General features: G+C 50.2%; 21 protein-coding genes. 8 read left to right on the forward strand and 13 right to left on the reverse strand.

The window, feature by feature from the left end:
* Positions 1-7: 7 nt before the first annotated feature.
* From D0T92_RS07735 to D0T92_RS07745, 3 genes are all read right to left on the reverse strand, one after another.
* A complete protein-coding gene (locus tag D0T92_RS07735) occupies positions 8-1,234 on the reverse strand; it encodes a heme biosynthesis HemY N-terminal domain-containing protein (protein WP_151051735.1) in 1,227 nt (408 codons plus the stop codon).
* On the reverse strand, positions 1,231-2,559 hold the full coding sequence (locus D0T92_RS07740; RefSeq protein ID WP_225315175.1) for a uroporphyrinogen-III C-methyltransferase: 1,329 nt from the start codon (positions 2,557-2,559) through the stop codon (positions 1,231-1,233). Before D0T92_RS07740 ends, D0T92_RS07735 begins: the two co-directional genes overlap by 4 nt.
* 261 nt (positions 2,560-2,820) lie before the next feature.
* A complete protein-coding gene (locus D0T92_RS07745; RefSeq protein WP_151051737.1) occupies positions 2,821-3,555 on the reverse strand; it encodes a uroporphyrinogen-III synthase in 735 nt (244 codons plus the stop codon).
* Between the two features lie 472 nt (positions 3,556-4,027).
* Between D0T92_RS07745 and D0T92_RS07750 the strand changes: the two genes are divergently transcribed.
* A complete protein-coding gene (locus D0T92_RS07750; RefSeq protein ID WP_151051739.1) occupies positions 4,028-7,858 on the forward strand; it encodes a DUF3683 domain-containing protein in 3,831 nt (1,276 codons plus the stop codon).
* Between the two features lie 87 nt (positions 7,859-7,945).
* Here the strand turns inward: D0T92_RS07750 and trmA are convergent, their stop codons facing one another.
* The 5 genes from trmA to D0T92_RS07775 form a co-directional block, all read right to left on the reverse strand.
* Complete coding sequence (gene trmA, locus D0T92_RS07755; RefSeq protein ID WP_151051741.1) at positions 7,946-9,037, reverse strand: tRNA (uridine(54)-C5)-methyltransferase TrmA; 1,092 nt, start codon at positions 9,035-9,037, stop codon at positions 7,946-7,948.
* A gap of 161 nt (positions 9,038-9,198) precedes the next feature.
* A complete protein-coding gene (locus D0T92_RS07760) occupies positions 9,199-10,392 on the reverse strand; it encodes a molybdopterin molybdotransferase MoeA (protein ID WP_151051743.1) in 1,194 nt (397 codons plus the stop codon).
* Entirely contained in the window at positions 10,386-10,970 is a 585-nt protein-coding gene (gene mobA, locus D0T92_RS07765; RefSeq protein WP_151051745.1) for a molybdenum cofactor guanylyltransferase MobA, read from the reverse strand. The genes D0T92_RS07760 and mobA overlap by 7 nt, the downstream gene beginning before the upstream one ends.
* Positions 10,970-11,434 (reverse strand): molybdenum cofactor biosynthesis protein MoaE, encoded by a 465-nt coding sequence (locus D0T92_RS07770; protein ID WP_151051747.1) that lies wholly within the window; start codon positions 11,432-11,434, stop codon positions 10,970-10,972. The genes mobA and D0T92_RS07770 overlap by 1 nt, the downstream gene beginning before the upstream one ends.
* A gap of 2 nt (positions 11,435-11,436) precedes the next feature.
* Positions 11,437-11,685: a MoaD/ThiS family protein gene (locus D0T92_RS07775; protein WP_151051749.1), complete on the reverse strand. Its 249-nt coding sequence runs from the start codon at positions 11,683-11,685 to the stop codon at positions 11,437-11,439.
* 280 nt (positions 11,686-11,965) lie between these two features.
* Between D0T92_RS07775 and modA the strand changes: the two genes are divergently transcribed.
* The 3 genes from modA (at position 11,966) to D0T92_RS07790 (ending at position 14,110) form a co-directional block, all read left to right on the forward strand.
* Positions 11,966-12,715, forward strand: a complete 750-nt coding sequence (gene modA / locus D0T92_RS07780; protein WP_151051751.1) for a molybdate ABC transporter substrate-binding protein — start codon at positions 11,966-11,968, stop codon at positions 12,713-12,715.
* 70 nt (positions 12,716-12,785) lie between these two features.
* On the forward strand, positions 12,786-13,460 hold the full coding sequence (gene modB / locus D0T92_RS07785; RefSeq protein ID WP_151053026.1) for a molybdate ABC transporter permease subunit: 675 nt from the start codon (positions 12,786-12,788) through the stop codon (positions 13,458-13,460).
* Positions 13,460-14,110: a sulfate/molybdate ABC transporter ATP-binding protein gene (locus tag D0T92_RS07790; protein ID WP_151051753.1), complete on the forward strand. Its 651-nt coding sequence runs from the start codon at positions 13,460-13,462 to the stop codon at positions 14,108-14,110. Before modB ends, D0T92_RS07790 begins: the two co-directional genes overlap by 1 nt.
* 55 nt (positions 14,111-14,165) lie before the next feature.
* Here the strand turns inward: D0T92_RS07790 and D0T92_RS07795 are convergent, their stop codons facing one another.
* The 4 genes from D0T92_RS07795 to lolA all read right to left on the reverse strand — a co-directional run bounded on the left by D0T92_RS07795 (position 14,166) and on the right by lolA (position 21,214).
* Positions 14,166-15,659 (reverse strand): surface lipoprotein assembly modifier, encoded by a 1,494-nt coding sequence (locus D0T92_RS07795; RefSeq protein ID WP_191963621.1) that lies wholly within the window; start codon positions 15,657-15,659, stop codon positions 14,166-14,168.
* A gap of 180 nt (positions 15,660-15,839) precedes the next feature.
* Complete coding sequence (gene miaA, locus D0T92_RS07800) at positions 15,840-16,781, reverse strand: tRNA (adenosine(37)-N6)-dimethylallyltransferase MiaA (RefSeq protein WP_151051755.1); 942 nt, start codon at positions 16,779-16,781, stop codon at positions 15,840-15,842.
* Between the two features lie 136 nt (positions 16,782-16,917).
* On the reverse strand, positions 16,918-20,313 hold the full coding sequence (gene mfd, locus D0T92_RS07805) for a transcription-repair coupling factor (protein ID WP_151053028.1): 3,396 nt from the start codon (positions 20,311-20,313) through the stop codon (positions 16,918-16,920).
* A 280-nt stretch (positions 20,314-20,593) separates the two neighbouring features.
* A complete protein-coding gene (gene lolA / locus D0T92_RS07810; protein ID WP_151051757.1) occupies positions 20,594-21,214 on the reverse strand; it encodes an outer membrane lipoprotein chaperone LolA in 621 nt (206 codons plus the stop codon).
* A gap of 219 nt (positions 21,215-21,433) precedes the next feature.
* On the opposite strand from lolA, the gene D0T92_RS07815 reads away from it, so the two are divergent.
* Both D0T92_RS07815 and D0T92_RS07820 read left to right on the forward strand, forming a co-directional pair.
* Positions 21,434-22,261: a ferritin-like domain-containing protein gene (locus tag D0T92_RS07815; protein WP_151051759.1), complete on the forward strand. Its 828-nt coding sequence runs from the start codon at positions 21,434-21,436 to the stop codon at positions 22,259-22,261.
* 56 nt (positions 22,262-22,317) lie between these two features.
* A complete protein-coding gene (locus D0T92_RS07820; RefSeq protein WP_151051761.1) occupies positions 22,318-23,193 on the forward strand; it encodes a cation diffusion facilitator family transporter in 876 nt (291 codons plus the stop codon).
* A gap of 125 nt (positions 23,194-23,318) precedes the next feature.
* Here D0T92_RS07820 and D0T92_RS07825 read toward each other — a convergent pair whose 3' ends face one another.
* Complete coding sequence (locus D0T92_RS07825; RefSeq protein ID WP_151051763.1) at positions 23,319-24,278, reverse strand: acetyl-CoA carboxylase carboxyltransferase subunit alpha; 960 nt, start codon at positions 24,276-24,278, stop codon at positions 23,319-23,321.
* Between the two features lie 246 nt (positions 24,279-24,524).
* On the opposite strand from D0T92_RS07825, the gene D0T92_RS07830 reads away from it, so the two are divergent.
* Positions 24,525-24,926: an RNA-binding S4 domain-containing protein gene (locus D0T92_RS07830; protein WP_151051765.1), complete on the forward strand. Its 402-nt coding sequence runs from the start codon at positions 24,525-24,527 to the stop codon at positions 24,924-24,926.
* A 130-nt stretch (positions 24,927-25,056) separates the two neighbouring features.
* A complete protein-coding gene (locus D0T92_RS07835) occupies positions 25,057-26,316 on the forward strand; it encodes an RsmB/NOP family class I SAM-dependent RNA methyltransferase (protein WP_151051767.1) in 1,260 nt (419 codons plus the stop codon).
* The last annotated feature ends 85 nt before the right edge of the window (positions 26,317-26,401 follow it).

The raw sequence follows: 26,401 nt of genomic DNA on the forward strand, positions 1-26,401 counted from the left end.
TTTGAAATTATTTGTTTTCCAACAATGGCAATGAATCTTCATCATCTTCAACCACATTTTCCAACACCAGCTTACGCTGTTCGGCGGCTTTATCCTGCTGGCCGGATTCGTCAAACACTTTAGCCAATGCCAAACGTGCCGATATTTCAGGCTGTAACGCAATGCTGGCTTCCAAATAACCTTGGGCTTTACCCCATAATTGTTTGTCGTAGGCCAATTGTCCTAAATGCATCAGCAAACTTGCATCTTTCGGATTGAGTTTCAACCAGCCGTCTGCCATATCAATGGCTTTACGTTGTTCGCGGTCGCCTAAGAAACGTACACTTTCAACAAACGGTTGCAATAATTCGACTTGATGGGTTTTGGGATAATAATTGGCTACCCATTTGACTGCCTGACTATACAAACCCAAACGTTCGTATTTTTTGGCAATAGCAGCACACAATTCACCTGTTTTCAGATTATCGGGAATCTTTTTCAAACAGGTTTTCAAACCGTTTTGATCGGTCGCCAAATCCAATAAGCGGCGGTAAGCCCAGTTTTGATATTGTTCGGCTTCATAATCGTTAATCGCACCGGCTTTTACCAATTTGTTAGATTTATCCAAAACTTCAAGGGCATTGCCTTTATCGAAAGCATAACGCAATTGCAGACGAACCAAACGGGTGAGGCTGGCGTTAATCTGTGCGGCAGCATTGAGATGGTTTTCCGCAACCGGATAATCGCGGCGGCTGAGTGCCGATTCGGCCAATAACAAATGACGAGAAAGCTGCTGCTTGGCCGGCAATGATTCGATATCTTTTAAATAACGGTCGCGCAGTTCGATATCATCCATTTGGTCGGCTGCATGGGCACCCAGCATCAGTGCCAAGGTGCGGTTATCGCCGGCTTCTTTATTGGCCAATACTTTCGCTGCTTCTTGTTCGGCTTTTTGAAATTTACCTTCAAAGAAAGCCAATCCGGCACTGTTTAAAGCGTGAGTGGCTTTGCGGCCTTTGCGGGCGGTACCGAAGCGTTGCATGCGACCGGGAATATTTAAGATACCGGCAATCAGACGCACCAACAAATACAGCAACACCACCAACACAATCAAACCGACCACAAAAGCATGCAGGTTGATACGCAACATCATTTGTTCGGCAACCACATACACATTACCACTATAAGAGCCGGCGGCAATGGCCAACCCGACTGCGGCGGCAAATAAAACAATAATCCAAATCAAAGCTTTCATGCACGCTCTCCTTTCACTGCTGCGGCAGGAGAAGAAGCCGGTTTGCTTTCACGGGGTACGGTTGTCGGCTTGGCAGTATTTGATTCTTCTTCGGTTTTCGGTTTCAAAGTTGAAGGCGAAGTCGGTGCCACAGGAGTTGATTCGGATGCGGCAGCGGGTGCACCGTCAGGTGCAGAAGCTTGTACTGCCGGAGCAGATGCCGCTGCATCGGAAGCTGTAGCAGCCGGCTCGGAAGCGGCTTCAGGCAAAGCGACAGCATGATTCGGGCGAATACTTTCCTGATAATGGCGTACGGCATTCAAGCTGTTTTTCAAAACATCATCGGAAACGGCCTGTAAATCCAATGCTTTCAATGTGGCTAACTCTTGAAGCCAAGACTGTGTAGCGGGCGATGCGGTATCAAAATACTGTTTAGCGGCCGTCTCAATCATATTTAAATCATTAAGATAAATTTCACCGTTGTTTTTCAATAAGGCTGTACGGGCATCAAGTAAGCGCAGACGCAGATTTTCACGCATAAAATACACTTGATCGGGCGCAATCAGCATGGCATCGTTGCTTTCCAAACGGCGCACTTCAACCATGCCTTTTAATGTTGCCAACGTTTTCTCCCACGCATCCTGCCACCACGGCAGATTGGCTGCAGGGGCTGCGGCAGGAGCTACGGTGTTATTACTCGGTTGCAAGGTGCCGTCCACCATTAACGGTAAGCCGGATAAAGCAGTTTCCAAACGGTCCAAACGCAGGGCCACACCGGAAACATCGACATACTCACGGGTTTTCAAGGCACTCAAATCGTTGCTGACAGCCTGCTTAATCGGCAACAGTTCCGGTTGATTGAAACGGCTCAAACGGGTTTCGATATTTTCCAGCACATTGATGGCAACCGGTACGTTTCCTGTGAGAATCAATTGTTGCTCCGCCAAATTCAACATGGTTTCAACTTCGTCTACCAACCAGTCGGCACGGCCTTTCAACAATTCCTGATACCCGCGGTTAGCCGCTGCAAGCCCTTCGGCATTTTGTTTTTGTGCCGCCGCCAACTGCTCTAAAACCGCCTGCGTTTGTGCCTGTTTGGTGAGGTTTTCTTGCAGCAACGAAGCATTTTGCGATTCGCCCAATGCAGCTTTATCTATTTTATTATTGAAATCCAGCTCTTGTGATTTCAACAGATTTTGTCCTTGTACAAACACAAAGCCGCCTGCACCCAGTGCCACTAAAGATAAAACCAAAGCTATAACCGAAATAGCTCGGCCGGAAGATTGTTTGATGACAACGGGTGCAACGGGGGTAACGAGAGATTGGGGATTTTTTGATTCTGACATAAGATTTCCTGTCGGTTCCGGATTATTCGGGGCAGCGGCGGCAAAGCCTGTTTTTTCTTCGGGCGGGGTCTTTTTGCCCTTATCGGCGTTAGCATTATTATTTTTCAAGCTGTTTTTTTCACCGGATTGGCTATCAGGGGTTTCAGACGGCCTAACCGTTCCGTCTTGGGAAACAACCAGCATCTGTTTTGATGAATCCTGACTGCTTTGCGAGGTATCCGGTGTTTCTTCGGGGGGATTCGCTTTGTTTTCGCTCATGCTTCACTCCGTCTCATTTTCGATTTTTCTTTTATAGCGCATTAATACTTCTTTATCCAACCGTTGCACCAGCTTGATATTCTGTGCACCGCCATTGTGTAAAGCTTCTGCAATACGCGGATGATGTGTGAAGTATAACAAGGTTCTTAACGATTCGGCTATTCCCTCAGGCACACCGCAAAATAAAATGCGGACGGCTTCCGACGATGTAATATAAGCAGCCTGCGGCTTAACTGCCTCAAATAATGCCCAATCGGGGCTTATAGGCCGTCTGAAATACACTTCAGCTGTTTCTACTAAAAACCCATGTTTTATCAAATTATTTTTTAAAAAATCGCGCCCGTCATGACCGCGCACAATCAACACTTTCGCAGCAGGCGGCAGCCGTTGCCAAATATCTAAAGCCAATAAAGCTTCACTATCGTTTCCTGTTGGCGGACAAATAATCTCACCCTGATAAAAAGCTGCCAATGCCTGTTTACTGGCTTCGCCGACTGTCAATTGAACGGGGCCGTCTGAAAAAAATTCAATATGGGGTGCTGCAATTTCTATGGCACTCGGACTTACCCAAAAAACTGCATCCGCTTTCTGAAAACGCTCATTTAGTGAACGCAATTCCTGCTCTTCCGATTCGATACGCGTTAAGCTAAACGGAACGGCCTGCCAGCCGGCCGCTTCACATTCGGCTGCATCGGCAGCAATACGTGCTTGCGGACGCATAATCAAGATAACAGGCATCAATTTCAGACGGCCTTTCTTTATACGATTAATAAAACCATTACTTTTTACAATATGAAGCTTCGGTTATACCGAAACAACCGCCCCTATTCAATCACACACCGAGCGACATTAAAACCAACCGCCTTCAGACGGCCTTTATCTTACAAAAAATCAGCGCAGCATGGAATGTATAAAAATCTATCATAATCATTCTGAAATTTTTTCATAGCCCTATCCTACTTCTTATCACTCAATTCATTGTATTATGATACGGATTGTTAACAATAAAATACACAGATTGTTGACAAAAATAGCAGTCGTATTGAAATATCCATATACGATTTAATGATATTTCCCATTGAAAAACAATCGAAATTACATTAAATTAGCTTAATATTTATCCTTATATTTGCACATTAAAACAAATTTTGGTAATTAATACCCATTGCTTTTATAAATAACAAAATTAAAAAATAATACGGAACCACCCATGACCACAGCTACGCCGCAGCGCATACGCGAAATACCTTATAACTATACTTCTTATTCTGACCGTGAAATCGTGATCCGCCTATTGGGTTCGGAAACGTGGGATGTATTGCAGGATTTACGCGGACAGCGCAAAACAGGCCGTTCGGCACGCATGTTGTTTGAAGTGCTGGGTGATATTTGGGTAGTAATGCGTAATCCCTATCTGATAGACGACCTGCTTGATCACCCCCACCGTCAGGCCGCGCTGGTTAAAGAAATGCGTCACCGCCTTAACGAAATCCAAAAACGCCGCGACGATAACGAACAAGTCGCCCTACTCGTGCAAGCCGCAGAAAAGGCAGTAACCGATTTCGACCAAAACTTTGAGCATACCCGCAGCAAACGCAGCCAGATTTTAAGCCGCCTCAGCAAAATCACCAAAAAACATAATATTATGTTCGACGGCTTGGCGCGAGTGTCGCATGTTACCGATGCCACCGACTGGCGGGTCGAATATCCTTTTGTGGTCATCAATCCCGACACCGAAGATGAAATTGCACCGCTGGTTAAGGCATTAATCGAACTCGAACTCACCATTATCCCGCGTGGCGGCGGTACCGGCTATACCGGCGGCGCCGTTCCCCTCGATGCCATGAGTGCGGTTATCAACACCGAAAAACTGGACAAACACCAAGGCGTTCAATACGTTACCCTGCCCGGTTTAGAAGGTGAACATCCGATTATCCATTGCGGTGCCGGCGTGGTTACACGGCGTGTGGAAGAAACCGCCACTGCAAACAAACTGGTTTTTGCGGTCGATCCGACTTCCGCCGATGCCTCATGCGTGGGCGGCAATGTCGCCATGAATGCCGGCGGTAAAAAAGCCGTATTGTGGGGCACTGCCTTAGACAATCTGGCCTACTGGAAAATGGTGAATCCGCAAGGCGAATGGCTGAAAATCGAACGGGTACGCCATAATTTCGGCAAAATCCACGATGAAGAAACCGCCATATTCGATGTGCACACACTCGATTCAGACGGCCGCAATATCGTTAAAACCGAACGCCTCGAAATTCCCGGCCACAAATTCCGCAAAGTCGGCTTGGGTAAAGACGTTACCGACAAATTCCTCAGCGGCCTGCCCGGCGTACAAAAAGAAGGCACCGACGGCATCATTACCAGCGTGGCGTTTGTCTTACACACCATGCCGAAATATACCCGCACCGTATGTTTGGAATTTTTCGGCACCGTTGCCAATGCCACCCCGTCTATTGTCGAAATCCGCGATTATCTGCTCGGCCACGACAGCGTGAGACTGGCCGGTTTGGAACACCTCGACTGGCGCTATGTGCGTGCCGTCGGCTATGCCACCAAAGCCGCCGGTAAAGGCCGCCCCAAAATGGTCTTGATTTCCGACATTGTCAGCGACGACGAACAAGCCGTTAGCGAAGCGGCGGAACATATCGTGAAACTGGCGCAGGCGCGCGACGGCGAAGGCTTTATCGCCGTAACCCCCGAAGCACGTAAAACTTTCTGGCTCGATCGTAGCCGTACCGCCGCCATCGCCAAGCACACCAACGCCTTTAAAATCAATGAAGACGTGGTGATTCCGCTCGAACGCTTAGGCGAATATTCAGACGGCATCGAACGCATCAATATCGAATTATCGATTAAAAATAAATTGGCCTTGTGTGACGCCTTAATCCAATACCTGCAAGGCAAGCTGCCTGTGGATAGAATGGACACCGACCTGCCCAGACAAGAAATCTTGGGCGAACGCGGCAATCATGGCTTGGCACATGTACAAGCAGTTAAAGAGCGTTGGGAATGGCTGTTGGCCAACCTCGACGAACCATTGGGTGTTTACAAACAACGCTACGGTTCGGCTATCCATACCGCGCCGGAAGCGAAAGACAATGAAAGCAGCTTTATTGCTTTCCGCGATTTCCGCTTACGCGTATCGATTAAAGCCGATGTGATGAAACCGCTCGCCGAAATTTTCAGCGGTAAAAGCGACATCAAAATCATGGAAGATTTGGCCAAAATCCATGCCAAAGTCGTTCGCGGCCGCGTATTCGTCGCCCTACACATGCACGCGGGCGACGGCAACGTCCACACCAATATCCCGGTGAATTCCGATGATTACGACATGCTGCAAACCGCCCATAAAGCAGTGGCGCGTATTATGAAAATCGCCCGCAGCCTCAACGGCGTGATTTCCGGTGAACACGGTATCGGCATTACCAAACTGGAATTTTTAACCGACGAAGAAATGCAACCCTTCTGGGAATACAAAGCCAAAGTCGATCCCGAAGGCCGCTTCAACCGCCATAAGCTCATGAAAGGTTTCGACCTCAGCTATGCCTATACGCCGTCTTTCGAACTGCTCGGCGTAGAATCGCTGATTATGGAACAGTCCGACTTAGGAACCATTGCCGAATCGGTAAAAGACTGCCTGCGCTGCGGCAAATGTAAACCCGTGTGCAGCACCCATGTTCCGCGTGCCAATCTATTGTATAGCCCGCGCAATAAAATTCTCGGCGTCGGCCTGTTAACGGAAGCGTTTTTATACGAAGAACAAACCCGCCGCGGAGTGTCGTTACGCCATTTCGACGAGCTCAACGATGTCGGCGACCATTGCACCGTCTGCCACCGCTGCGTGAAGCCTTGCCCGGTGAACATCGACTTCGGTGATGTTACCGTTGCTATCCGTAATTATCTGCGCAAAAGCGGCAAGCGCAAATTCAACCCCGCCGTATCCGCCGGTATGGCATTGCTTAACGCCACCGATCCGCGCACCATCAATATATTGCGCAAAGGCGTGGTTCAAGCCGGCTTCAAACTTCAAAATCTGGCTTATGGCTGGGGTAAAAAAGCGCATATCGGCGCCGGCCGTCAGAAAAAGGCACCGAAAGCGACTACCGGCAGTTCACCCATCAAAGAACAAGTGGTGCACTTTATCAACCGCCCGCTGCCGCGCGATGTGCCCATCCGTACCGCCCGCGCCCTATTGAATATCGAAGACAGCAAAACCGTACCGATTATCCGCAATCCGCAACTAAACGAAGACAGCGAAGCCGTTTTCTATTTCCCCGGTTGCGGTTCGGAAAGGCTGTTCAGCCAAGTCGGCTTGGCCACTCAAGCTATGCTCTGGCATGCCGGTGTACAAACCGTTTTGCCGCCGGGCTATCTCTGCTGCGGCTATCCGCAAGATGCTGGCGGTAATAAAGACAAAGCCGAACAGATGACAACGGAAAACCGCGTCCTCTTCCACCGCTTGGCCAACACCTTAAACTACCTTGATATTAAAACCGTGGTCGTCAGCTGCGGCACATGCTACGACCAATTGGCCAAATACCGTTTCGAAGATATTTTCCCCGGCTGCCGCATTATCGACATTCACGAGTTTTTATTGGAAAAAGACATTAAACTCGACGGCATTACCGGGCAACAATATCTTTACCACGACCCTTGCCACAGCCCTATCAAAACCATGAACCCCACCAAAATGGCGGGCGAATTGATGGGTAAAGAAGTGGTATTGAGCGACCGTTGTTGCGGCGAATCCGGTATGTTTGCCGTGAAACGGCCGGATATTGCCACGCAGGTGAAATTCCGCAAACAGGAAGAAATTGAAAAAAACCTGCAGCAATTGCCGCAAGGCGAACCGGTGAAAATGCTGACTTCCTGCCCCGCCTGTTTACAAGGCTTGAGCCGTTATACCGACGACAACAGCCTGCCTGCCGACTATATCGTGGTTGAAATGGCCAAACATATTCTCGGCGACAACTGGCAAAACGAGTTTGTGGAAAAAGCCAATAACGGCGGTATTGAAAAAGTATTGCTGTAACAATGATTTAAAATCATAACAGGCCGTCTGAAACCTTTTCAGACGGCCTGTTTTTAATCATTATTCCAATCAAAGTATGAACCGGATTTAGGCTTTCTTTTCCAACCACACACCGCTTTCAATGTGATGGGTAAACGGAAATTGATCGAACAATGCCATGCGGCGTATGTGGTGGGTTTCCGATAAAACATCCAAATTACTGCGCAAGGTTTCCGGATTGCATGAAATATAAATCACATTGTCAAACTGCCGCACCAATTTTAGCGTTTCATCATCAATCCCCGCGCGCGGCGGATCAACAAAAATGGTAGAAAAACGGTAGTCAGCCAACACAATGCCCTGTTCCTGCAAGCGGCGGAATGTTCTCACGCCGCCATAGGCTTCGGTGAACTCTTCGGCCGACAATCTGGCGATGTTTACATTATCGCTGCCGTTGGCTTCGATATTCCACAATGCCGCCTGAACAGACGTTTTCGACACTTCGGTTGCCAGCACTTTATCGAAACAGCGTGCCAACGGCAGCGTAAAATTGCCATTGCCGCAATACAGTTCGAGCATATCGCCGTTTAACGGTGCAGCTACCGAGCAGGCCCATGCCAACATTTTTCGGCAGATTTCGGCATTAGGCTGGGTGAAGCCGCCCTCATATTGGCGATAACGGAAGTTTTTCCCGCCCACCTCCAGCGTTTCGGTTACATAATCCTGCTTTAAAATGATTTTTTGCCCTTTACTGCGGCCGATAATGGCAATGCCCAAAGCATTTTGCAACTTTTCCGCTTCCTGCCGCCATGCTTCATCCAATTTCTTGTGATAAATCATGGTCACCAACATTTCACTGCTAAGCGTAGCAAGAAATTCCACCTGAAACCAACGGTTTTTCAAAACCGGCACCGCATCGGCAGCCGCCATCAGCTTCGGCATCAAATCATTAATAGCGGCACAAGCCGGCTCGAATTGGTCGCAGCGCACCAAAGCCCCGCCACCGGCTTTTTTACCCCGCTCAAACATGGCATAAAACATCTCTTCGCCCTCATGCCAAACACGAAACTCGGCACGCATACGGTAATGTTTTTCGGGGGATTCGAATATTTCCAACTCGGGTATATTTAACGGTGAAAAAAGCGTTTGCAGATATTCGGCTTTTTCGTTTAACTGCTGCCGGTATGCGGATAAAGTCATAATGGAAATCAACTGAAATTAAAAAGAATCAGCGGCAGATTATACAGGCTGGTGCCGATATGTTTCACTATAAAACGATTTGATACGGCAGATAGCCGTTTCAGATATCAATTAAGGCCATTTTCAGACAGCCTTAATGTTTTTAACACTTATCAATAAGGCTACACCAACAAATACAGCTTCACCGTATCCCCCTCTTGAATCACCGTGCCGGCGGGCACTTCGCATAAGGCATCTGCCGCCACACAAGTCGCCAACATGGCGGAGCCCTGATTCGGCAATAATTGTGCCGACAATCTGCCGTTTTCATTTATGGCGGTTGCCACGCGCAAGAATTCGCGCCGTTTAATGGCCTTACGGGTAGAGAATGCGGCTTGTGCCGTAACCACCGGCAAACCCAAGCGTTTTTGTTGGCCGGCCAATACATTCAAAACGGGCAACAGCAGCATATTGGCGGTAACAAAAGCGGCTACCGGATTGCCCGGCAACACGAATACGGCAGTGCGGCCGATATGCCCCCAAGCAAAAGGTTTGCCCGGTTTAATCGCCAAAGTGTGGCAGCTTAGCGTGCCTACGCGTTCGACTGCCTGTTTCAAATAATCGGCCTCCCCGACAGATGCGCCGCCGCTGGTAATAATCACATCGGCCGTTGCCGCCGCCTGCTTGAGCGCATTTTCGGTACCGGCCAAATCATCGGGGAGAATACCACCGTCAGTCACGGCCACGCCGCGCGCCTGCAACCATGCCATCATCTGATAGCGGTTGGCATCGTATATTTTGCCTTCTCCCAGCGACCTGCCGGGTTCGGTTACTTCATTACCGCTTGAAAATACGGTGACGTTAAGCGGTTGAAATACCGACAATTGTTCATACCCTTGCGAAGCGGCCAACCCCAATGCGGCGGCATTCAATCTGGTGCCCGCTGCCAACAATTCCTGCCCGACTTCGATTTCTTCGGCTTTCAGGCGCATGTGTTGGCCGGGGCGGATATCAGCGGTAATGTGGACGCTGTCGCCGTCTGTTTCGGTTTGCTCTTGCGGCACCACCGCCGTTGTGCCTTCGGGCAGCGGCGCACCGGTAAAGATACGCACGGCCTGCCCTGCCTGCAATGCCGCTGCCGTAGGTTCACCTGCCTGAATGCGGCTGATAACGGTATAGCTTTTCAGACGGCCTTCCGGATCGCAAACGGCATAGCCGTCCATAGCGCTGTTATCAAACATCGGGCTGGGGTAAACGGCATACAGCGGTTCGGCCAAAATACAACCTGCCGCTTCCGCCAACGGCAATTCAAGTGTAGCCAAACCGCAGGTATGGCTGTCGAGCAATTGTTGCAATGCGGTATCAAAATCTAGCATATCGGTTTTTCTATTTCCTGTTCGGAATTAAAATTCATAAAATTCTGTTCGTTATCAAACTGCACTGCCTGTGCATGTTGCTGTTCCAACCAACCCTGCAAAGTGCGCATACCGGTTGAAAGATACGCAGGTGTGCTTTGCAGCAGACGCGGGCGGATAAACATAACACTGTAATGTGGTTGTGTTGCGGTTTCGGCATAAAATGCATGAACGGACGGCTCTTCCTCGGCAGCGGCAATAAATGTTGCCACCAAATCGTCCGGCAGTAGCAAAGTATCGCACGGCACGATCAACAGCCATTCCGACATATTCAGTTGGATATTGCAGGCGGCCGTGGCCAATGCGGCCAAAGGCCCTAAGCCCTGCCACTGGCGGGCATCGGTGAAAACATTGGGGGTACGTTCGGCATATTCTTCAAAATTGCGGTTCACACTGATAGCAATATTGTCTACCTGCGGGCACAATGCTTCAACCACATAATCTACAAACGCTTTGCCTCTCCACCGCACCAGCCCTTTATCTTTCCCGCCCATACGCAGCCCTTGGCCGCCTGCCATAATTAATGCACTGATTGTCATTATTTCTCCTCCCATTTTAATGCGGCATTTCTGTCGCTCTGTTTCGCCTCCACCCACTTTTCCAGGCCGTCTGAAAAAATTTCTTTTTTCCAAAACGGCGCTTCGGTTTTCAAATAATCCATAATAAATTCCGCCGCCGCAAAAGCCGCCTTACGGTGTGCGGAAGCCGTGAGCACCAATACAATCTGCTCATCGGCTTTCAGACGGCCCACCCTATGGATAACGGTACATGCGGTGAGCGGCCACCGCTTGTCTGCTTCTTCAATAATGCGGGCAATTTCATTTTCGGTAACTTCAGGATAATGTTCCAAAAACAGTGCCGAAAGCGGAACATCGCTATCACGGTCGCGCACCAATCCGACAAAGCCGACGACCGCGCCGGTATTACCGCCCTGCAAGCGCAGGTTGTCGTATTCCTGTTGAAAATGGAAATCGGCGGTTTGGATACGGATAAGCGGCTGCATTATCAGCCCCCCGTTACCGGCGGCAGAAAACCGACTTCGGCATTATCGGGAATGATATCGTTCCAGCTACTGATTTTTTTATTAATCACCAAACGGAAAATATATTGAGTATTAAGATATTGAGCCCACTCGCCGCCGCGGCTGTTCAGCAAAGCCAACAATTCGCTGCCCGTGCCGCCCGACCAGTTGATCTCTTCCCGCTCCGTATTCAATTGCTGCTTGAGCACACCGAAATATAAAATGGTAATCATAATATTCAGGCCGTCTGAAACGGCTTGTCCCTTAAAATAACAAAGAAAAATAGCATTTACTATATAGTAAAGCAGTTTGCGTAAATTGTCTCTTATCCAAACGACGGATAAGCGGATATTGTTACTATTTTAATAGATATTTAGAAAAATAACCCTATAAGCTTACCGGCAATACTTTCAGACGGCCAAACCCCTACCGAATACATCTTTATGCCGATAAAACAAAAACAACATATCAAGTATAATACCGCATGCTTTAAGCTACCGACAAAGAGAAACCATGAAACCACATAAAGCCGTTTGGATATTACTGACTGCCCTAACCGCATTGCCCGCCACTGCCGCCGATATCACCGTATCCGCAGCCGCCAGCCTGAGCAATGCATTTAAAGATATTGCCCAAAGTTATCAGCAACAATATCCCGACGGCAGGGTGCGGCTGAATACCGCCGGCTCCGGCACGCTGTTGCAACAGGCCGTACAAGGTGCTCCGGTTGACGTATTAGCGTTTGCCGATCAGGAAACCATGGATAAAGCCGCTGCCAAGGGCCTGATCCACCCGCAAACCCGCCGTAACTTTGCGCGGAACACCTTAGTCGCCGCCACACCTGCTACAAGCAAGCTGACACTGGCGCAGCTAACCGACTTAACCAAGCCGCAATTCGAACGTATTGCCGTCAGCAACCCAAACAGCGTACCGGCAGGAAGCTACGCCCGAGCGGCATTGCAAAAAGCCGGTGTGTGGCAGGCATTACAACCCAAAATCATCCGCACCCAGCATGTGCGGCAAACTTTAGACTATATTGCCCGCGGCGAAGTAGATGTCGGTTTTGTGTATCGGACCGATGCCGCCTTAATGAAAAATAAAGTCAGGATTTTACGCACGGTGCCGACCGACAAACCCGTTTCCTATCCGATTGCCGTTACGCGTTCGGGCAGGCAACAGGCGGAAGCACAGCGTTTTGTAAACTATGTATTGTCGCCCGCAGGCCGCGCCATATTGGCACGCTACGGCTTCAAACAACCTTAATGCCATATCCCTTATCCAACCGCCCATGCCGATGCCGTCTGAAAACGGCAGCCGCAGAAAGCACGGAAACATGACCGAAGCCCTATCCGTTACCCTACTGCTTTCTTTAAAAGTAGCCGGAACGGCCACCCTGCTCAATATCATTCTCGGCACTGCCACAGGATTTATGCTGGCACGCTGCCGCTTTCCCGGCCGCGACCTGCTCGACACCCTAATAACGCTGCCGATGGTGATGCCGCCGACGGTTTTGGGCTATTACCTGTTGGTTTTATTGGGGCGCAACAGCACATTCGGCGGCTGGCTGAAAGATACTTTGGATATTCAATTGGTGTTTACTTGGCAGGGTGCCGTCATCGCGGCCGCTTTGGTGACTTTCCCTTTGGTTTTCAAACCGGCACGGGCGGCTTTCGAAAGCGTGAACCCGCAGCTTGAACAAGCCGCCGAAGTATTGGGTTTACGCCCTTGGGCGGTATTTTTCCGTGTCAGCCTGCCGATGGCATGGCGCGGCATTCTGGCGGGCATCCTATTGGCCTTTGCCCGCGCGCTCGGCGAATTCGGCGCCACGCTCATGATTGCCGGCAGTATTCCCGGGCAAACGCAAACCCTCTCGATAGCCGTTTACGAAGCGGTTCAAGCCGGAGAAGACGGGCTGGCCAACGGCTTGGTATTGCTGATTTCGGCAGTTTGCATCGTTATCTTACTCGCTATCAGCCATCTGGCACGCGCACGCGACGGGAGAAGCTGATGCTGTTCGATATCGATATCCGCAAACAACTGCCCGCTTTCAAACTAGACATCCGCCTGCATTCCGATGCGAAAAAATTGGTGTTAATCGGCGCATCCGGTTCAGGCAAAAGCCTCACCCTGCGGCTGATTGCCGGCCTGCTCAAACCCGACAGCGGCCATATCCGCATCAACGGCCAAACATGGTTCGACCACCCGAACCACCTGCCTGCGGCACAACGCAAAGCCGGGCTGATGTTTCAAGATTACGCCCTGTTCCCCCATTTAACCGTTGCCCAAAATATTGCATTCGGCCTGCATCATAGCTGGCTTAATCCGCCCAAAAGGCCGTCTGAAAACGTGCGCTATTGGTTAAATTTAATGCAACTGACCCCGTTTGCCGACTGCTATCCCCATCAGATTTCCGGTGGTCAAAAACAGCGCACCGCCTTGGCGCGCACCCTTGCCACCCAACCGCAGCTGCTGTTGCTCGACGAACCCTTTTCCGCCCTCGATACCGAACTGCGCCGCCACACCCGCCAAGAACTGCTGCAACTGCAACAGGCAAACGGCATACCGATGATTCTGATTACCCACGACCCGGCCGACACCGAAATAGCCGATGAAGTTTGGCGCATGGAAAACGGGCGGCTATCGCCCTCAAAAGCTTAAAAAGATTAAAGGCCGTCTGAAAATATTTTCAGACGGCCTTTGATTGGATCTTGAATTAAAAAACCTTACCCATTTCGATAAACATACGGTTTTTCTTATGGTTATAGTAAACATCATTACTTGAAGTACGGCTGTGGCTGAATGTTAAACGCGGTGTGATGCCGTAGAAATGAAGTGCCCGATGCCATAACGATACAGAAGTATACAACTCTTTATCGCTACGTCGTTCGCCTTGGCTGAAAAAGCTCGGCGTCTGATACAGGCGTCTGGCTGCGCCAACCTGCACACGGCTAGACAAACCGCCGTTCCATTCCTGACCCCAACCTACCCGCAAACCGTAGCGGTTGAAATTATCGGAACGGTCTTCTTTATTGCGGTCTTGATAAAAGTCGGTACCGATTAACCAGTTTTGGCGCGCATTCGGATAATAAACCAATGCCCCGCTGTATAAACGGTTATTGATATCGGAACGTACACGCCGTTTATTTTTCAGACGGCCTGCTTCAAACGCCGTCAGGCTTTGCAGATTCGGCTTAATCCAGCGGTTCCAATAAATCCGCGCACCATTGCTATAACTATAAGCATGATTGCCATAAAAACGACGCTCGTGAAACGGCGTAATACCGATATCGTTGCGTTGGTCGGCATAGCCAAAACCGGCTGAAAGGCGTGCGGTCGAATCATTATAGCGCGAATAAGAACGGTATATTTTACCGTATAGATCCGCCCCGGCTTTGGCATAAAAACCTTTATTTAACGACCATTTCTTTTCTGCACCCGCCTGATAGCTGATGCCGGTTGCATCTATCGGCTTATCAAATGTCCAACCTTGGAAACAATCGCTGCCGGGGTAGATTTTCCGATAGTTTTCACACTCGGTGCCCTTCAGCTGCCTGCCGATACGTTGCTGCTCGGGTGCCTGATTGATATTTTGTTCACGCGCAATATTGATGCTGCCATAAAATTGCCACGCATCACGGCGGCGCAGAGCGGTACGGTAGCTTTCAATCAGCTGCAAAACTTCTTCGGGCAGCGCCTCCGCTCTCAAACGGTCGAACTGATCGGCCGCCGCCTCGTTTTGCTGGTCTTCAAACAACGCCTTAGCCATCTGCATACGAACAATAGACGAATCCGGCTGTTCGGCAATCAATTGGCGGTAAAGCTCAACCGCTTTGCCCGATTGGCCCTCAGCCTGCAAAACCAGTGCGCGGCCGAACATAGCCATTTCTTTATCGTGTTGCGGCCATTTTTCATAAATCGGCAGCAAAACCTTAATACCGGGTATGTTTTGAACCATCACTGCGGAATACATCGCTCTATTAAGTAAATCCGTATTGGCAAGCAGCGTTGCTTCATCTACTTCGAGCACTTTTTCCTGTGCAGTCGGTGCAGCAACAGCCGCTTTGTTTTTTTCTTGAAGTACCGGAGGTTTGGCCGTATTGAGGTTTAACTCCAATTCGGGCTTAGGTTGCACAGCTTCAGGGGCATCGGCGGCCACGGCAGAAATCAGCCAGCCGGCCAGCGAGAGGAAAAGTAATGTTTGTTTCATTAGAAATAAGCAGATAGCGTTAGATTTTAATCGGTATAAGCATTAAAAATATCCGTACCATCGCGATACGGATACAGCTTGTTGAGAATTATTTGTATTTTATCACAGAAAACGTTTATTAACAGTATTTAACTATATAAAACTGAAAAAATGAATCGGCCGTCTGAAAAATATCCCGCCCTATACAGCAAAATGCCGCTGCACATCCGCCAAAACCGTTGCCAACATATCGCCCTGATAAGGATCAATACAGCGATCTACCGAAAGTTTACGCAACCATGTCAACTGGCGTTTGGCCAACTGGCGCGTGGCGGCAATGCCTTTTTCCACAAAAGTTTCATAATCATAAAGGCCGTCTGAATACTCCCAAGCCTGACGGTAGCCGACACAACGCATAGACGGCGTATCCAAACCCAACCCCGGGTATATTTGTTTCAGACGGCCCATTTCCTCTAAAAAGCCCTGCGCCAACATATCGCGGAAACGCCGTCCTATTTGGGCATGCAATAACGCGCGGTCTTCCGGAATCAAGGCAACAGTATATAAATCCAACAACGGCTCACGGTTTTTGGCTTCGGCAAAATGGCTGCTCAAAGGCTTGCCCGTCAGCATAAACACTTCCAAAGCCCGTTCGATACGCTGGCTGTCGGCAGGCTCCAAACGCGCGGCAGTGAGCGGATCCACGGTTTTCAGACGGCCATATAAATGCGCCAAGCCGTGCTTTTCCTTTTCCGCCTGCAAAGCAAGGCGCACATCCGCATCCGCTTCGGGCAACTGGTTCAGCCCTTCGGTGAGCGCATGAAAATACATCATCGTCCCGCCGACAATCAAAGGCAATCGACCACGCGCACGGATAGCGTGCACCAACCCGACACAATCACGGACAAAATCAGCAGCGCTATACGTTTGCAAAGGCGAAATAATATCAATCAAATGATGCGGCACCGCCGCCCGCTCCGCCGCCGACGGCTTGGCCGTACCGATATCCATATCGCGATACACCAGCGCAGAATCCAAACTGATAATTTCAACAGGCTGATGTTCGGCTATTTTTAAAGCCAAACCCGTTTTACCGCTGGCCGTCGGGCCGAGAATTGCCAGAGTTTTAGGAAGAGAAGTCATTGGGGGATATTGATTGGAGAAAAGAGGCGATTATAACAAACAGTGAATCATTAGAAATATGAATCTTTAAAAGGGCTGAATAATACCAAAGGCCGTCTGAACCCCTTTCAGACGGCCTTTCCAACACTCAACCCAATCACTTCCCCTGCAATTTCCGCAAAACGGTTTTCACGGTCTGAATGCGGGTTTCTATATTGTCCATCACCGCGCTGACTCTGAGCTTATCGGCGCCGGCCAAGCGGTAATTTTTATTGCTTTGCATCAGCATAATAATATCGGCGGGGTCGATTTGGTTGTTTTTGCCAAAGGTAAACGTGGCGGCTTCGGCGGTGGCGTCTATGGCGTCAATGCCCATTTCTTTGGCAATCAGGCGGATGCGGTGGCTTTCGATCAGGGTTTTAACCGGCTGTTCGGGCAGGCCGAAGCGGTCGACCAGTTCTTCATGTACGGCGTTGATATCCTGCTCGGTTTCGCAGGTAGCCAAGCGTTTGTAGAGCACTAAGCGTTCGTGGATATCGGGGCAGTAGTCTTCGGGCAGTAGTGCGGGGCTATGTAGTTTGATTTCGGTGGTGACACCCAAGGGCGCGTCTAAATCGGGTTGGCGGCCTTTTTTGAGGTCGCGCACGGCTTGCTTGAGCATTTCGGTGTAGAGGCTGAAGCCGACCTGCATCATTTCACCGCTTTGGCCTTCGCCGAGTATTTCGCCGGCGCCGCGTATTTCAAGGTCTTGCATGGCGAGGGTGAAGCCTGCACCCAATTCGTCGGCGGCGGCAATGGCATCCAGCCGTTTTTCGGCGTCTTTGCTGATGTATTCGGGAGTGAGCAGGTAGGCGTAGGCTTGGTGGTGGCTGCGCCCTACCCGGCCGCGTAGTTGGTGCAGTTGGGCAATGCCGAATTTATCGGCGCGGTTGATAATGATGGTGTTGGCATTGGGGATGTCGATACCGGTTTCGATAATGGTGGAACACAATAATACGTTGAAACGCTGTTGCAAAAAGTCGCGCATCACCTGCTCGAGTTCGCGCTCGCGCAATTGGCCGTGGGCAACGGCAATGCGGGCTTCGGGCAACAGGGTTTCCAGCCGTTCGCGCATGTTTTCGATAGTGTCGACTTCGTTATGCAGAAAGAAAACCTGCCCGCCGCGTTTGAGTTCGCGCAAAACGGCTTCGCGTACGCTGGCTTCGCTAAAGGGTTTGACAAAGGTTTTTACGGCCAAGCGGCGGCTGGGGGCGGTGGTAATCAGCGAGAAATCGCGCAGCCCTTCCAATGCCATGCTGAGGGTGCGCGGAATCGGGGTGGCGGTGAGGGTGAGAATATCGACATTGGCGCGCAGGCGTTTGAGCTGCTCTTTTTGGCGCACGCCGAAGCGGTGTTCTTCGTCGATAATTACTAGGCCTAAGTTTTTGAAAACAATATCGTCTTGAACCAGTTTGTGCGTACCGATAACGATATCGACGGTGCCGTCGGCCATGCCCGCTAAAGTAGCTTTGGTTTGTTTGCTGCTGTTGAAACGGGAAAGCGAGGCGACTTTCACCGGAAAATCGGCGAAGCGGTCGCTGAAGTTTTTATCGTGTTGCTCGACCAATAAGGTGGTCGGGGCAAGTACGGCCACTTGTTTGCCGCCCATCACGGCTACGAAAGCGGCGCGTAATGCCACTTCGGTTTTGCCGAAGCCGACATCGCCGCACACCAGCCTGTCCATCGGTTTGCCTTGGGTAAGGTCTTTTAAAACGGCGGCAATGGCAGCGGCCTGATCTTCGGTTTCTTCATAGCCGAAGCCGTCTGAAAAGGCTTGATAGTCGATTTCGTTGAGTGGGAATTTAAAGCCTTCTTGGGCGGCGCGTTGGGCGTATAAATTCAGCAATTCGGCGGCGGTATCGCGGGCTTTTTCGGCGGCTTTGCGTTTGGCTTTGTTCCAAGCGGCGGTGCCCAGCCGGTGTAGCTGCACGTTTTCATGAGCATGGCCGGAATAGCGGCTGATGAGGTGTAGCTGCGAAACCGGCACATAAAGCTGGGCTTCGTTGGCGTATTCGAGCAGCATCATTTCGTTTTCGCCCTCGCCCAAATCCATATTCACCAAGCCCATATAGCGGCCGATACCGTGTTCTTCGTGAACAACGGGGTCGCCGATATTGATTTCGGCCAAGTCGCGCAACAGGCCGTCTGAAACGGCGGCATGTTTGCGGCGGCGCACATTGCGGCTGCGGGCAACGTATTGATAGAGGTCGGATTCGGTAATCACGGCCAGCGGGGGTTGGTCGGGCAGTTGGAAGCCATAGGCCAGCGGGGTTACGGTAATGGCCAACGCTACGCCGCTGTCGAGAAATGCCTGCCAGCCGTCTACGCTTTGCGGTTTGAGGCCGTGCTGGGCGAAAAAGCCGAGCATGGTTTCGCGGCGGCCGGCACTTTCGGCACACAATAAAACCTGCCCGTTAAAGGCCGTCTGAAAATGCTTTAAAGCGGCCAGCGGGGTTTCCGACTGGCGGTTAACGGCCACATCGGGCAATTGATGTTCGGGTGCGCTAAAGTCGGGCAATATCTGCGGATAAAGTTTCAGACGGCCTGCAAACTGGTCTTCACTGAGATACAAATGCCGTGGATGCAAAGGCGGGTAGGTTTCGTCGCCCTGCGCCATCTGAAAACGGGTTTTGACATCGCCCCAAAAGCGCGAAGCTTCGGCATACACATCGCCGACAAAAACCAATAATGCGTCTTCGCCGATATAGTCGAACAAGGTGGCCAATTCGTTTTCAAAAAACAACGGCAGATAATATTCGACACCGGCACCGTAATGGCCGCTGCTTACGGCTTTATAAACGGCGGCGGCATTGTAGTCGGCATCGATTTCTTCGCGGAAACGGGCGCGGAATATTTTTTGCGCGTCGTCATCGGAAGGAAATTCATGTGCGGGCAGCAGGCGGATTTCTGAAATCGGCGCCAGCGTGCGTTGGCTGTCGGGGTCGAATGTTTTGATGCTGTCGATTTCGTCGCCGAATAAATCCAAGCGGTACGGCAGTTCGCTGCCCATCGGAAAAATATCCAAAATACCGCCGCGCATGGCAAATTCACCGGCGGCAATCACATTGGAAACATTGCTGTATCCGGCTTCAACCAGATTTTCTCGCAAGGCTTCGATATCGAGTGTTTGCCCGGTTTTCAGCCAAAATGTGCGCCCGAGCAAAAACGATACCGGCGCCAGCTTCTGCATGGCGGTGGATACCGGCACAATCAAAACATCAGCCTGCCCGTTTTTCACCTGCCATAAAGCCGAAAGCCGCTCGGATACCAAATCGTGATGCGGTGAAAACCGTTCGTAAGGCAGCGTTTCCCAATCGGGCAGGAATACGGCGTTATCTTGCGGGCGGAAAAACTGCCAAGCGGTATGCAGGCGCAATGCCTGTTCTACGTCTTGGGTAAGGATGACCTTCAGTTTTTTTTCCGGCAGATATTGTGCCAACGCCCACGGCAGGCTGCCGCGGGAAAGGCCGTTCCAATGGGATTTTTGAGCGGGGGCGGGAATGGAATAAGTCATGGCAATAGCAAGGGAATCAGGCCGTCTGAAAATAAGGTTTTCAAACATTTTCAGACGGCCTGAATAAATTGAAAACGGTAGATTCTATCATGTATCACCGGCAAATCTAACCGGCATTGGGGGAGCCATAAAATATATGACAAATAAAAAACACACCGATGTAGGGGCGGATATTTAATCCGCCCCTACATGTATGCAATCCGCCCATTCATAAATCAGGCCGTCTGAAATATTGATTCAGACGGCCTGTTATCCCGTTATAGGGCAAACACCCTAAAAATTAATTACTCAATACATCCACGCCTTTGGGCGGGGTAAAGCTAAAGGCGCTGCGGGAAAGTTTGGGCTGCATATTCAAATTGCTGAAGCGGATGGTGGTTTCATTGCCGAATCCGTCTTTCAGCTGCATGGCGGCTAAGGCTTCGCCTTTGAAACCGATGCGGATATATTGATATCCGGCATTGTTTTTCTTGGGCGTGGCGCGTACATAATCAATGCCGCCGGCCGAGCCGTCTTCTTTTAGGGTGTAGCTGCTGTCAAGTGCCGATTTGTTCGACAAAATAGCGGCCGGGCTGTCGCCGATGGTTTGATCTTGTGAAGATTTGGTTACCTGTGCCAAATCAACGTCGTAAAGCCAAATGGTTTTGCCGTCGCCGACAATGGTTTGTTTGTAGGGTTTGGTGTATTGCCATTTAAACAAGCCAGGGCGCAAAATTTGGAAAGAGCCGCTGGTGGTTTGGGTTTTCTTTTTGTTTTTTACGGTTTGGGTAAAGCTACCACTAATGCCGTCGGCATCGGTGTTGAATTTTTTCAGCGCATCAATCGCACCTGCTTGGGCACTGCCGATACCCAAAGCAAACAGGGTGGCGAAAGCGGGGAATAAAATCTTCTTTTGTGTCATAAAAATGTTCCTTTTTCGGAAATAAATTCGTCTGCTGTGTGCAGAACGGCAAGGGCTATATTAAGCCTTTTTGCTGAAAATACAATACTTTGAGTTTTTTTGAAATTATTATGGCTTGTGTGTAAAGGCCGTCTGAATGCCTAAACGCTTATGAACAAGGGTAAAATCACGGCTTGCTTAACCTGAATTTAAACCTTGTTTACCCGTAAAATGTATCACATGAATACAACACAATCCGTTTACCCCGCACTTTTATCGGCCTTACAGGCAAGCAGCCCCGAAGAAAAATGCCGCCAAACCGCCCTGATTTTTTCCGGTTTTTCAGACGGCCTTTTCGATAACCGGCCGTCTGAAAAACCGCTCGATTTCCGCGAAGCCGGCCGCCCCGCCAAACCCGAACTCGTACCCTCCCGCGCCGTACGCGCCCGCAAAATGAATACGCCGGAAGGCTACGCCGCCATGCTGCATGCCATCTGCCATATTGAATTCAACGCCATCAATCTGGCTTTGGATGCGGCCTACCGCTTCCGCAACCTGCCCACTGCCTTCACGGGCGATTGGATTCGCATCGCCAAAGAAGAAGCCTATCATTTCCAACTGATGCGCGGCCGTTTGCAGGCATACGGCTTTGATTACGGCGATTTCGAAGCGCATAACCATTTATGGGACATGGCCTATAAAACCGCTTTCGATCCGCTGTTGCGCATGGCTTTGGTGCCGCGCGTATTGGAAGCCCGCGGTTTGGACGTTACCCCCGCCATACGCGCAAAAGTTGCCCAAAAAGGCGATTTGGCAACCTGCGATGTGCTCGATATTATCTACCGCGATGAAATCGGCCATGTGAAAACGGGCAACCGCTGGTATCAGTATTTATGCGCGGAACGCGGCTTGGAACCGACGGCCTTATTCCGCAACCTTGTCGCCCGCTATGATCTTTTTATTTTCCGTGGTTATGTGAATATCGAAGCCCGCGAACAGGCGGGGTTCAGCCGCTTTGAATTGGATATGCTGGAAGACTTCGAACAAAGTTTGAAAGCCGGCGTCTGAATAATCGGGGTTTTCGGTATCCCCGAAAAATTACAATGGTGTAAAGGAGTTTCAGCGTGGCTTTATCACGACAAAAATGGTTAACGATGGCAACCTATGCCTCAACGCTGACAGCCGTGTTTTTAGTGCTCTTAAAAGCGGCGGCATGGCTGTTGAGTGGTTCGGTGAGTATTCTGGCCAGTTTTGCAGATTCCTTGATTGATCTGGCCGCCAGTGCACTGAATTTAATCGCCGTGCGGGTGGCTTTAAAGCCGGCAGATGCTAACCACACGTTCGGGCATGGTAAAGCGGAGGGTTTATCGGCGCTGGCCCAATCGGCTTTTATCGGCGGTTCGGCGGTTTTTCTATTGCTCAACGCCGTTCATCGTTTAATCAACCCCGAACAAGTACAGTATACCGGCTGGGGTATCGGCGTGATGCTGATATCCGTTGCCGTTACGCTGGCGTTGGTGACTTTTCAGCGTTATGTATTGCGGCAAACCGTTTCCCAAGCGGTGGAAGCCGACCGCCTGCATTATCTGAGCGATATTTTATCGAATGCGGTGGTGCTGGCTGCTTTGGTGATGGCAGCCTACGGTTGGCATACAGCCGATGCTTGGCTGGCGTTGGGCTTAGCGGTGTGGATGTTTAAAAATGCCGCCGATATCGGTAAAGGCGCGGTGAACACGCTGATGGATAAAACACTTTCCGCCGAAACGCTTAACGCTATCCGGCAGGCGGCTTTATCGGTAAACGCCGTAGCAGGTGTGCACAATTTAAAAACCCGCCAAGCCGGCAATACAGTGTTTGTTCAGCTACATATCAGTATGGATGGTGCCATGAGTTTGGAAACGTCGCATCAGGCGGCTAAAAGTGTGGAGGATAAAATCAAAGCCTTATTCGAAGAGGCGGATGTGATTGTACATACCGACCCTGTTCATACCACACTATAAAAAATAAAACGGTTTACACGGCATCCCTATTTTCAGACGGCCTGTAAAAACTCAAGGCCGTCTGAAAACCCAAATAAAAAACAGGCTAATCAGCCTGTTTTTTACATCTTCAATCTTCTACCTGCTTATTTCTCGGTAAATTTACCATAAGCCATAATGCGGTCGAAACGGCGGGTCAGCAAATCGGATAGCGGCATATCTTGCGCCTCACGCAACTGCTCGGCCAATACCTCTTTCACCCGTTTGGTGATTTCGGCATGGTCGCGATGTGCGCCACCTAAAGGTTCTTCAATCGTGCGGTCAATCAAACCTAACTCCGACAGGCGTTTTGCGGTAATCCCCAAAGCCTGAGCAGCTTCAGGAGCTTTTTCGGCGGTTTTCCATAAAATAGACGCACAGCCCTCCGGTGAAATCACCGAATAAGTGGAATATTGCAGCATGTTGATATAATCGCCTACGGCAATCGCCAACGCACCACCGGAACCACCCTCGCCGATAATGGTACACAATACCGGCACGCGCAGTTTAGTCAGCTCGTATAGATTGCGGCCGATGGCTTCAGATTGGTTACGCTCTTCGGCATCAATACCGGGATAGGCGCCGGGGGTGTCGACAAAAGTCATTACCGGCAAATGGAATTTTTCCGCCGTCTGCATCAGGCGCAAGGCTTTGCGGTAGCCTTCGGGGCGCGGCATACCGAAATTTCTACGGATTTTTTCTTTGGTATCGCGGCCTTTCTGATGGCCGATAACCACCACGCTTTGACCATTGAAACGCGCCAAACCACCGATAATCGCTTTATCGTCAGCATAATGGCGGTCGCCATGTAATTCTTCAAAATCAGTGAAAATCGCATCGATATAATCGAGGGTATACGGGCGTTGCGGATGGCGTGATACTTGTGAGATTTGAACGGGGGTGAGTTTATTGAAAATCGACTTGGTCAAATCATTGCTTTTCTTTTGCAGGCGGGTAATTTCATCGGAAATATCTACGGCGGATTCGCCTTGCACAAAGCGCAGTTCGTCGATTTTTTTGGTTAGTTCGGCAATCGGTTGCTCAAAATCCAGAAAAACGGGTTTCATATTTAATGACATGTTTCATGCTCTTATATCAATAGTATTCGGTCGTTATCATACGCTAATAACAAAAAATTGGGCAGGGTTTTGCCTGTAAAGCCGGTCGGATACATTTGCTCCGTTTCCATAAAATAGCTGTAAAATAGCTGTTTTTACTGGCTTTCCGGGCTATTTAGTATAAAGACTCTTATCAAGCCGGATTGCCAATCTTATGCTAAACTCAGCGATACTTCAATCCATAATCACAGCACTATGAACAAGAAGAATGAGCAAACAGCCATGCGGCTCGACAAATGGTTGTGGGCGGCACGCTTTTTTAAAACCCGTGCGCTCGCACAAAAACACATCGAATTAGGGCGTGTGCAGGTAAACGGCTCAAAGGTGAAAAACAGCAAAAACATCAGCACCGGCGATACCATCGATCTAACCTTAAATTCCCTGCCGTATAAAATCAAAGTTTTGGCATTGAACCACCAACGCCGCCCCGCTCCCGAAGCCCGACTGTTATACGAAGAAGATGCCGCCACCGCCACCCGCCGCGAAGAGCAAAAACTGCTCGACCAAGCCAGCCGTGTCAGCGCCGCCTATCCCGACGGCAGGCCGACCAAACGCGACCGCCGCCAGATTGAAAAAATCAAACGTGGCGAATGGTAAGTTGAGGCAACACTCTATCACGCCGCACCTTTAATAATATCGTTTCAGACGGCCTATTATCTTGCCCGTTTAGCACGCTTCCTTATTCGCGTATAATTGCCCGTTTTCCCTATTTTAATAAAGCAGAATCATGACTCCCGCCCAACTCGACCACACCGCCTCCGTCTTATCCGACATGCTGACTTTCAAACAACCGGCCGACGCCGTGCTTTCTGCCTATTTCCGCCAACACAAAAAACTCGGCCGCCAAGACCGTCACGAAATTGCCGAAACCGCTTTTGCCGCTTTGCGCCATTATCAGAAAATCGCCGCCGTTATCCGCCGCCCCCATGCACAGCCGAAAAAAGCAGCCTTAGCCGCTTTGGTTGTCGGGCGCGGCATGAATATCAGCCAGCTTGCCGATTTGATTGATGAAGAAGAGCATGAATTTTTAAGCCATCTGAAAAGCTTGAAAACCACATTTTCAGACGGCCTCAATACCGCAGCGGAACTGCCCGAATGGTTAATCAGCCAAATGAAACCCTATTGGGATGAGCAAGCCCTGCTCGCATTCGGCCGCAGTATCAACCACCCCGCCCCACTCGATTTACGCGTAAATACCCTCAACGGCAAACGCGATAAAGTGGCCGCTGCCCTGCAAAACGAAGGGCTGCCCGCCGAAATCACCCCCTATTCGCCGTGGGGTATCCGCCTAAACGACAAATCCGCCCTCAATAAACACCCGCTGTTTCTCGACGGCACCTTGGAAGTGCAAGACGAAGGCAGCCAACTGCTGGCCTTATTGCTTGGCGCCAAACGTGGGGAAATCGTGGTTGATTTTTGTGCCGGCGCCGGCGGGAAAACACTGGCTATCGGTGCGATGATGGCCAACAAAGGGCGCATCTATGCATTCGATATTGCCGAAAAACGCCTAGCCAATCTGAAACCGCGTATGGTGCGCGCAGGATTAACCAATATCCACCCCGAACGCATCAGCCATGAAAACGATGCCCGTATCGGCCGCTTAAACGGCAAAGCCGACCGTGTATTGGTCGATGCGCCCTGCTCCGGCTTGGGTACTCTGCGCCGCAATCCCGATTTAAAATACCGCCAATCGCCCGAAACCGTGGCCAAGCTGCTCGAACAACAACACAATATTCTTGAAGCCGCCGCCAAACTGGTGAAAGAAAAAGGCCGTTTGGTCTATGCCACATGCAGTATTTTGCCGGAAGAAAACGAGCAGCAAGTTGAGCGGTTTCTGACCGAACATCCCGAGTTTGAATTATTAAACTGCGCCGAATTATTGCAGGCCGCCAAAGTGGATTTGGATACCGGCACCTATCTGCGGCTGAACACAGAACAGCACCAAACCGACGGCTTTTTTGCCGCCGTTATGCAGCGCAAAGCCTAAACGCTCGGGCGAAACAGCCATCGCCGTTTCAAGCTGTTTATCCAAAATATAAAATAAATATTCATTATTTGATTCAATTACTTAT

The sequence above is a fragment of the Neisseria zalophi genome, assembly GCF_008807015.1.
Classification (GTDB): Bacteria; Pseudomonadota; Gammaproteobacteria; order Burkholderiales; family Neisseriaceae; genus Neisseria; species Neisseria zalophi.